Origin of the sequence: Kurthia gibsonii, from assembly GCF_006539985.1 — a bacterium.
GTDB lineage: Bacteria > Bacillota > Bacilli > Bacillales_A > Planococcaceae > Kurthia > Kurthia gibsonii.
This window is the reverse complement of sequence record NZ_BJOB01000032.1, coordinates 22,827-30,047: the sequence shown is the minus strand read 5'-3', so window position 1 is coordinate 30,047 and position 7,221 is coordinate 22,827. Positions and strand designations below refer to the sequence as shown.

At 36.5% G+C, this 7,221-nt stretch carries 8 protein-coding genes; 1 reads left to right on the top strand and 7 read right to left on the bottom strand.

The window, feature by feature from the left end; all coding sequences use genetic code 11:
* Positions 1 to 234 precede the first annotated feature (234 nt).
* The gene (locus KGI01_RS10015; protein WP_141274569.1) at positions 235 to 1,467 is read right to left on the bottom strand and encodes a hypothetical protein; all 1,233 of its coding nucleotides are present in this window, start codon (positions 1,465 to 1,467) and stop codon (positions 235 to 237) included.
* A 193-nt stretch (positions 1,468 to 1,660) separates the two neighbouring features.
* On the opposite strand from KGI01_RS10015, the gene KGI01_RS10010 reads away from it, so the two are divergent.
* A complete protein-coding gene (locus KGI01_RS10010) occupies positions 1,661 to 2,056 on the top strand; it encodes a hypothetical protein (protein ID WP_141274568.1) in 396 nt (131 codons plus the stop codon).
* A 15-nt stretch (positions 2,057 to 2,071) separates the two neighbouring features.
* Here the strand turns inward: KGI01_RS10010 and recO are convergent, their stop codons facing one another.
* The 6 genes from recO to KGI01_RS09980 are packed head-to-tail and all read right to left on the bottom strand — an operon-like array spanning position 2,072 to position 7,176.
* The gene (gene recO / locus KGI01_RS10005) at positions 2,072 to 2,854 is read right to left on the bottom strand and encodes a DNA repair protein RecO (RefSeq protein WP_141274567.1); all 783 of its coding nucleotides are present in this window, start codon (positions 2,852 to 2,854) and stop codon (positions 2,072 to 2,074) included.
* Between the two features lie 16 nt (positions 2,855 to 2,870).
* On the bottom strand, positions 2,871 to 3,779 hold the full coding sequence (gene era, locus KGI01_RS10000; protein ID WP_141274566.1) for a GTPase Era: 909 nt from the start codon (positions 3,777 to 3,779) through the stop codon (positions 2,871 to 2,873).
* Entirely contained in the window at positions 3,766 to 4,173 is a 408-nt protein-coding gene (locus KGI01_RS09995; RefSeq protein WP_068452624.1) for a cytidine deaminase, read from the bottom strand. The genes era and KGI01_RS09995 overlap by 14 nt, the downstream gene beginning before the upstream one ends.
* Positions 4,174 to 4,194: 21 nt before the next feature.
* On the bottom strand, positions 4,195 to 4,554 hold the full coding sequence (locus tag KGI01_RS09990) for a diacylglycerol kinase family protein (RefSeq protein ID WP_141274570.1): 360 nt from the start codon (positions 4,552 to 4,554) through the stop codon (positions 4,195 to 4,197).
* Positions 4,541 to 5,029, bottom strand: a complete 489-nt coding sequence (gene ybeY / locus KGI01_RS09985; RefSeq protein WP_141274565.1) for an rRNA maturation RNase YbeY — start codon at positions 5,027 to 5,029, stop codon at positions 4,541 to 4,543. Before ybeY ends, KGI01_RS09990 begins: the two co-directional genes overlap by 14 nt.
* Positions 5,030 to 5,040: 11 nt before the next feature.
* Entirely contained in the window at positions 5,041 to 7,176 is a 2,136-nt protein-coding gene (locus KGI01_RS09980) for an HD family phosphohydrolase (RefSeq protein WP_141274564.1), read from the bottom strand.
* Positions 7,177 to 7,221: the final 45 nt, after the last annotated feature.

The following is a 7,221-nucleotide window of genomic DNA, read 5'->3' as shown; positions in this document are numbered from 1 at the left end:
ACCCAAGTGACTGAAATGGACCGATGATGTAGAAGCTGAATCTGGACTTCATAGAAAGATGAAGCTTCTGGTCACATCATAGAACATTGGAAGGCACGACGTGAAAGTCGCACTTCACTTTCACCCGAGTGACCGAAGTGGTGTGATGATGTAGCGATTGAATCTAAATGACTGTATGAAAAAATAAGCCAACGAATCGAAGTAACAATCGGTTCGTTGGCTATTTTTATAACTTTATTCGATAACAGCAAAAGTCATAATAAAATAGGAAGATACAGGTATATGGATAATTGTTCTAGAAAGTTGTTCACCATTTTCTAAATTAAATTCATTTATTTCACCACGTATATTTTCATCATCTTTACCGTTACGAAGATCGTACATCGTAAAAATATAGGCTTTATTTCCTTTAACCGTTATTTGTTCAGTGAGTGTACTTTTTTGATCGAGGGCTGAACGTTGATTCTTCGGTATTTTGAACGTACGTTTTTGAATTTGTTCTTGTTCATTCATCACATACGCTTCTGAATACCCACTTAAAATTACAAGTTGATGATTGACAACTGCAAGCGAGTCCAGGTTGAAATTTTTATCACCAATCGGTATTTTTTTAACGACTTCCAATGTTTTGGGATCAATTTTAACCAGCTTTCCTGCGTTTATAACTGTATGATCATCCGCACCCGTTCTCACTTGATTGACTGCATAATACAAATAACCTTTATAAAAGACTAATGCTGGATTACCTGGTAAGCTAGATTTTGAGTATTCTTCATCATCTAACTCTAATTTCTTTGAAGAAACAACTTCCTCGCTTTTTAAATCAATGTGATGGATATAGGCGATTGCATCAGGGTCAGCTGTCGTAATGTATGCGTCATCTTTTTCAATATGTATGGAATGTGTAAAACCATGTGGGATTGTAAGAGATTTCTTATTACTTGGTTGATTCCGTTGCCAATATACAAGTTTTTGACCATTTTTTAAATCTCCTGCAATGTCATAGATCACATAATCATCATTCGATTGAATTGAAAATGAATGACTTGCATTTTTATTTAAATTAATAGACTCAATCTTACCTGTTTTTAAATCGATTGAAGAACGTTGGGAAGAGCGATTATTTACGACATACGCTTGATTGTTCGTTGATGTCATACTAATGGGTTCTGATAAATCTTGTTTGGTATTCTGCGATAAAAAGTTCCCTGCTTCGTCAATGACATAAAATGCGCCTGTATTCGCTTCATTCATACTTCTTAACTCTGAAAAGGCTAATACATATTTGCCGTTTTTCATATTTAATGCATTCGTTGCTTTAGGGATATTTTCTATAAGCTGCACTTCTTTTTCTCCTAAACGAGAAGAATACGCCATATAAACAATAAGACGTGGTAAAAAGTAAGCTGATGTCGCAATGACAATTAAAATGCTTCCGATGACATAAAACCATTTATATTTTTTCATTAATAGTTCCTTCTTCATATGTTTATGTAGAATTTATATTAAATCCATAAAAACTACGAACTCACTTGATTATTACATATATATACAAAAAAACAATATTTTTCATTTCTTTCTTCTATGTATAAAAGTGTTTTTATTTTTTAAAGTAGCTTATAATGAAAGGTATAGTACAAGCTTGAAAGGACTTGATGTTTTGAAACAAAAACTACATCGCATCTTTTCATATGGCACGCTCGCAATTAAATTCGATAAAGCTTTAACCGTTGGACTTGCTTTAGATGATGAACTCGTAGTGTCAAATGGACAATTCGATATACCACTTAAAGTAATTAGTGCGAACATCTCACCAACATATCCTGATATTCTCAACGTTGAAGTATCAAAAGTGTTTTCTTATGTAGCCAATCGCAAATATACACCGCGACAAATACACAATTTGAACACAAGTATATTAAATCAACAAAACATGCAAATCGATGCAGCACAGTTACCATATGAACAAAATATCGTTATGAGTCAAATTTTCTGGGATACTTCGATGTATCATGAAATGAATGACTTAGACGGCGAAGAATTTTTATATGAATAAAAAACAGCCCCCTGACTATTCTTCAGGGGGCTGTTTCTCTGTTTGATTGAATAACAGTGGCGTGCGCTCTAACTGCGTTATAAAACTTTTCGACTTAAAACGCATGCCGGATTGTTCTTCATAAATCATACTCACAATATTTTTAATAAAGCGTTTCGTTTCTTTTTTTAATGTCAAATTCCCCACTTGGTCAATTGGCATATTATAAAAAACACGAATTAACTTTAATTGTGTTGGCGTTAAACGAATAATATAAGGATCCATATGAAAACAACGATGGCATAAAAAGCCACCTTGACCAAATGAAAAGGCAAACTCCCCTTCTACACTGCCGCAACCTGCACAATGCGATAATGTCGGCTGTACACCTGTAAAGGGCAGCATCTTCCATTCAACAAATAAAGAAATCGCTTCTGGATCATAGCCTTCTTCAATTGCATGAAGTGCTTGTCTTAACATATGAAATACACCAGATTCTGGGCGATCATTTTCAACTAATCGGTCGACCATCTCCATGACATAACTTGCATAGGCTGTTGCTTCAATATCTTGCTGAATATGACGCATCGTCGAAATCGCTTCACCTTGTTGGAGCGTTCCCATACCTTTTCCCTTTGCCACTAAGAAGTTTCCATGTGTAAAAGGCTGTGTTATACCAGAAAGACGGCTAGAGGGCTTTTTAGCACCTCTAGCCATTACTGCAATCTTTCCTGCTTCTTCCGTCATTAAAATAACGACTTTATTCGTTTCACCATATGCACGAGTTTTCAAGACAATGCCTTCTAGTTTACTGAGCAATGCCTTTCACTTCCTTCTAGTATTCGTCGTCACGATAACCGAAATCGCGTAATTGAGATGAACGGTCACGCCAATCTTTTTGTACTTTCACCCATAGTTCCAAATAGACTTTTGAGCCAAGTAAGTTTTCGATATCTTTACGTGCACGTATTCCGATATCTTTTAACATCGCACCGCGTTTACCGATAATGATTCCTTTTTGCGAGTCACGTTCAACGATAATCGATGCCGTAACACGTACTTTTTCGTTTTCGTCACGACGAATTTTTTCAATTTCAACCGCGATTGAATGCGGTACTTCATCGCGTGTTAAGTGAAGTACTTTTTCACGAATCATTTCAGCGATGATAAAACGTTCAGGGTGATCTGTTACTTGATCTGCTGGATAGTATTGTGGACCTTCAGGTAAATATTTTTTAATTGTTTCTAATAGACGATCGACATTATTTCCTTGAAGTGCTGAAATCGGAATAATCTCTGCAAAATCAAATGCAGTGCGATATTCTTCAATTTTCGCTAACACTTCATCAGGATGAATAGCATCAATTTTGTTTACGACTAAAAACACAGGTGTTTTTGTACCTTTTAGCATTTCCATTACATACTCGTCGCCAGGTCCTAATTTTTGTTCTGCGTTAACCATAAACATAATGACTTCCACTTCACGTAAAGCATTTTTTGATACTTTTAACATGAATTCGCCTAGTTTATGTTTTGGCTTATGAATACCTGGTGTATCGATAAAGATCATTTGTGCATCATCTGTTGTTAATACACCTTGTACTTTATTACGTGTTGTTTGTGGTTTATCACTCATAATCGCAATTTTTTGGCCGATGACACGATTTAAAAATGTTGATTTTCCGACGTTCGGACGTCCAATAATTGCGATAAAACCTGATTTAAATTGTTTATTCTGTTGCATGTAATACATCCTCCGGGGTAAAGGCTCCTGGTAGTAATTCTGCTACCGTTGTTTCTTGTACATCGCCTTTTAAATTTGTTAAATATACGGGCATATCAGGGGCACAGAATTCTGAAATCACCTGTCTGCAAGCACCACATGGAGCTACAGGACCCTCTGTATCTGCTACAACCGCAAGTGCTGTAAATTGTTTTGTACCTTGTGAGACAGCTTTAAAAATTGCTGTTCGTTCAGCACAGTTTGTTAAACTATAACCCGAGTTTTCAATATTACAACCATGAAATACTTCGCCGTCTTTTGATAATAATGCGGCTCCGACAGGGAATTTTGAATACGGTACATAGGCGAATGAACGCCCTTTTTTTGCTTCTTCCATCAGTTGTGTGGGATTCATATACTCTCTCCATTCTATTTACTAGAATTCAAACCATTTTGGCAAAAAGATAATTAAGCCAATGATCACACTAAAAATTGCTGCGATTAACACAGCTCCTGCTGCTAAATCTTTCGCTCGTTTGGCAAGGGGATGAAATTCATCCGTCACTAAATCTACTACGCGCTCGATAGCGGAATTCGTCATCTCTAATGATAACACAGCTGCGATTACAAAGAGTAGAATTGTCCACTCATTTGCTGAAATTCCTGTTAAAAACCCAGCTACTATAACGACAACCATTGCAAATAAGTGAAATCGAAAATTCCGTTCACTACATACTGCCCGAATCCCTGCAAAAGCATACATAAATGATTTAAAAAACTTTTTAATCACGTTCATTTTTGTCACGTGACAAACCAAATGACTCTAAAATTTCATCTTGCTTTCCAAACATAACTTTTTCATCTTCTGGTGTCATATGGTCATAACCTAGTAGATGTAAGAAGCCATGAACCGCGAGAAAACCAAGTTCACGTTCAAATGAATGACCGAACTCCTCTGCCTGTTCACGCGTACGGTCAATCGAGATAATGATATCTCCTAATACACGCGGCATTCCTTCAGCAATAATCGCTGTCTCACCTTCACCTAATTCTTCTAAAGCGAATGAGATGACATCTGTTGGTGCATCTTTATCACGATACTGTTTATTAATCTCATGAATCGCTTCATTCGTCACAAACGTAACAGATAATTCTGTGCCTTCTTCAATATTTTCTACTTTTGCAGCATGTTGTAGTAAAGAGGAAACAAGTGCTATATCACTTTGTTGAACCTCTGCTGTTTCATCTAAAAAATCAATTTCTAATAGCATATAATGCCCTCCTAAGCTTTGTCTTGCTTCGGATACTCAATGCGTGAATGGAATGTTCCATTTAGTGTCTCACAAAAAACTTTTTCAATAATTTTAAGTTCTTTAATTGAAAGGTCACATTCATCCAGCTGACCATCCATTAATTTATCTTGTGCGATGGCGTGAACGAGATCACGAATTTTTTCTGCACTTGGCTCTTTCATCGAACGTACTGCTGCTTCTACACTATCTGCAATACAAATAATCGCATTTTCTTTTGACTGCGGTTTTGGACCACTATAGCGGAATTGCTCTTCCTCCACCTGATCATCCAATTCTTTTGCCTTGTAATAGAAAAATTTCACCAATGTCGTACCATGATGTTGCTGTGCAATGTCAATAATTTCTCTCGGCATTTTATGCTTCTCTAAAATTTCCACACCATCTTCAACGTGGGCAATAATTATATCGCTAGATGCGTCTGGTGGCAACTGATCGTGCGGATTCAATCCGTTCATTTGATTTTCAACGAAGAATCCAGGTCTTCTTGTTTTCCCGATATCATGATAATAACAACCGACACGCGCTAATAAACCATTCGCACCAATCGCTTCGCAAGCCGCTTCTGCTAAATTTGCGACCATCAAACTATGATGATACGTTCCAGGAGCTTCCATTAATATTTTCTTTAATAACGGGTGATTTGGATTCGATAATTCAATCAAACGGAAACTTGAAATAATCCCAAAACCTGATTCAATAAACGGTAACGAACCAATCGCAAGCGCTCCCGATAGAATCGCTGAAAATAATGCTGCAAGTAAATAGAATGAGAGTTCATTCCACGTATAATTAGATTGCGTTAACAATAAATAGAATGCAATAAACAAAATATTAATTCCCGCTACTTGAAAACTTGCTGTTAAAATCTTTGAGCGATTTTCAATTCTTCTCGTAAATACAACACTTGCTAGACCACTAATAATCATATAAAGCGCTAATTCCATCTGAATAACAGTCGAATATCCCTCTTGAAAGATGACACCTGCTGATAACCCTAACATGATTGTCGCTAAAATAGCGGCTCGTTCACTCACTAATATTCGAAGTAACAGCGGTGCTACAGCAGCTGGGAATAAGAAACCAACAATCACATCAAACTCGCCATCAATTAGATTTAAAATTTGCATTAAAATAATTGATAGTAAATAAATAAGAGATGTAATCAGAACGTCACGTGTTTTTTCTGTATCTGCTTTTCGCTTATTCGCTGCAAAACTTGCATAGAAGAATAGCATCTGTAGCAAAATTAAAATACCTAGACCAAGCTTTGGCTTAATGGACGCATCATCACTTAACAAACCAGTTAATTGAAGCTGACGGTAAATGTTCCGATCAATAACTTGTCCTTCTTGTACGATAATTTGTCCTTGTAAAATCTTTGTTGGATCTACACTCGCTCGTGCTAAGTCCATTCGCTCCTTTGTCGCTTTTTCATCTTTTGTCTCATTCACGACTAAGGCAGCTCGTCCAATACGGATACCCACTCCTTGAAGTTTACTTGGGAATGTTGAGCTATAACGAATTGTACGCTCTACGCTCGCTCGTGCCTCCATCAGACGATCTTCACGAATAGGTGAAGACATTTGACGTTCTACTGCCTTTACAAGCTCTTGTTGCGCTGTTTTTAATTCGGATTCGCTACTTGTTAATAGTAACTTTAAATCCGCTTCATTTAGCTCAATCTTATTTTCGTTGTCTGTAATTTTAGCTAAATCTGACTGCATACTTTTGATTTGTTCATTTAATGCTTTTGAGCGTTCTTTTCCTTTCGTATCAGCTACCTTTTTTTGTCGGTCAATTAAATCATCAAACAATGTATTCAACATTGAAACTGTATTTTTCCCTTTTTCTTCTGAATACGTATAAACGGGCTCTACTTCAGAAGCTGCTTCTTCCCGTTCTTTTTCGGTTTTTTCTGTATCTTCAACTGTTTTAACAGAACGAATCGTATCTGGGGACACTTGGAACAACTTTAAATCGTAATGTTCACCTCGTACATCTTTCATCATTAATAAATATTGAAAAAGGCCTGTTAGAATTAATATACCAGCTAATAGCAGGGGGAAACGTACAATTTTCGTTATTTTTTCTATAAACTTTGACATCTTCACCCTACCTTTCTTTTATGTAGATTCATAGGAAAATTCGAG